General features: G+C 72.7%; 2 protein-coding genes. Both read left to right on the top strand.

The features are described from left to right. A partial coding sequence (locus IEY55_RS31610; RefSeq protein WP_229686955.1) for a hypothetical protein occupies positions 1-816 on the top strand: 816 nt, incomplete at its 5' end. Then, a partial coding sequence (locus tag IEY55_RS31615; RefSeq protein ID WP_189062258.1) for a replicative DNA helicase occupies positions 813-2,043 on the top strand: 1,231 nt, incomplete at its 3' end. The genes IEY55_RS31610 and IEY55_RS31615, both read left to right, overlap by 4 nt.

A 2,043-nucleotide genomic window follows, 5' to 3' on the forward strand; every position in this document is an offset into this window, starting at 1 on the left:
GGGAACCTGGTTCCGCACTGGCGTGACCTGGGACGGGAACCTGGTTCCCGTCTTCCTTCTCTCTCTCCTTCCTTCAACCCACCTTTCGTAGGTGGGTTGAAGGAAGGAGGGAACGATCGAGCGAAGGCGGGCGCCGCCCGCCGCCCGAAGGCGGCGGCGCCCGCCCCTGCGGTGGACTGCTCCCCTGCCGCGCTGTGGTTGCTGGATCGGCTGCCGTGGGAGAAGAACCGGCACGGGGTCTCGTTGACGCCGGAGGTCCAGGCCCGTGTCGGCGCCGAGATTGACCGGTTGCTGGCGGCAGGCCGCGCTGAGGCCGAGCTGGAGCGGTGTCTGACGGCCGCCATACGCCGCTGTGAGTCGCAGCGTGGCGCGGCGAACTACCTCAGCGGCGCGTTGGCCGACCTTCCCCTGCCGGTCCGGGCTGAGCAGGCTCCCCTCGTCGAGCAGGGCCAGGAGCAGGTTCCGGTCGCGTCGCCGCCGGCCGGGCCCGCGATGCCGACGTGGTGCGGGACGTGTGACCCGCGGGGCGAGGACATTCCCGACAAGCGCATCGTGCGGGACCGGCAGACCGGGGAGTGGGAGCCCTGCACCTGCCACCCGGACCCGGAGGGCTACCGGGAACGGCGGGACCGCGTCAGCGCCCGCACCCGCGAGGTGATGGCCCGGCGCCGCCCGGTTCCCCAGCCTGGCCTCGCGCAGCCGGTTCCCCCGCCCGTCACCGAACGCGAGGTGGACCGCTCGGCCGCACTGGCCGCGCTCTCCGAGCACCTGTCCGACCCGGCCGCCCCCACCGACGACGAGGAGCGTTCCGCATGACCGCCAAGGAGCCGGTGACCGGCTACGACCCGACTGAGTCCGAGCTGGCCGCTGAACGCGCCGTGCTCGGGCTGGCGATGCTGTCGGCCGAGGCGTGCGACACGATCAACGAGTACGTCCGGCCCGAGGACCTGTACCGGCCACCGCACCAGGCCATCCTGGCCGCCCTGCTGGAGGCAGCCGACCGCAACGGCACCACCCGCCCGATCACCGTGCTTCACGTGCTGGAACGGCGCGGCGAACTGGACCGCTGCGGAGGCGCCCCCTACCTGCACACCCTGCTCGCCGAGGCCCCACCGGTGGCGTCGCTGCGCCACCACCTGGAGCTGCTGCTGGGCGGCATCCGCCGCCGCCGCACCCTGGAGGGCCTGGTCCGCGCCCAGCAACGCGCCCTGGTCGGCGACTGGGCCGACGACCCCGACGCGGTGGCCGCCGAGGTCGAGAACGCGTTCACCGACGCCGTGGCCACCGGCGGAACCGGCGGCTTCCAGGCCGAGCCCACCCTGTCCGGCGGCTGGGAGGCCCACATGGCCGAGCTGGAGATGGCCGACGTCGCCACCCTGCCCACCGGCCTGCCCGACCTGGACCGGGTGCTCAAGATCCGACCCGGCGACCTAGTGGTGGTCGCGGCCCGCCCCGGGGTCGGGAAATCCCTGATGGGACTGCGGCTGGCCCGTGAGGTCGCCTACACCCACGGCCTGCCGGCCTATCTCGCCTCCCTGGAGATGACCCAGCTGGAGGTCAACGCCCGCATCCTGGCCGCCGAGGCCAACGTCGAGGTGACCAAGCTGCTTCCTGGCAACCGCCCCGAGCTGACCGAAGACGACCGCCGCCGCCTGGCATTCGCCACCGAGCGCCTGCGGGGCGGCCCCCTCTACATCGACGCCACCCCCTCCTACTCGCTGGGCACCTTGCGCTCCCGGCTGCGCCGCCTGGACCGGCGCGGCCAACGGCCGTCCCTGGTCGTGCTCGACTACCTGGGCCTGATGTCGCTGCCGGCCGCCGACCGCCACGACCTAGCCCTGGGCGAGGCCACCAGGCAACTCAAGGTCACCGCCCTGGAGTTCGAGGTCCCGGTCATCGCCATTCACCAGCTCAACCGGGAAGTGGAACGACGCGCGGACAAGAAGCCGGTGCTGTCGGACCTGCACAACTCCGGCGCCATCGAGCAGCACGCCAACGCCGTGCTGCTGTTGTTCGAGGACGAGGACCAGCCCGGCACGGTGC

The organism is Longimycelium tulufanense, assembly GCF_014645795.1.
Lineage (GTDB): Bacteria > Actinomycetota > Actinomycetes > Mycobacteriales > Pseudonocardiaceae > Longimycelium > Longimycelium tulufanense.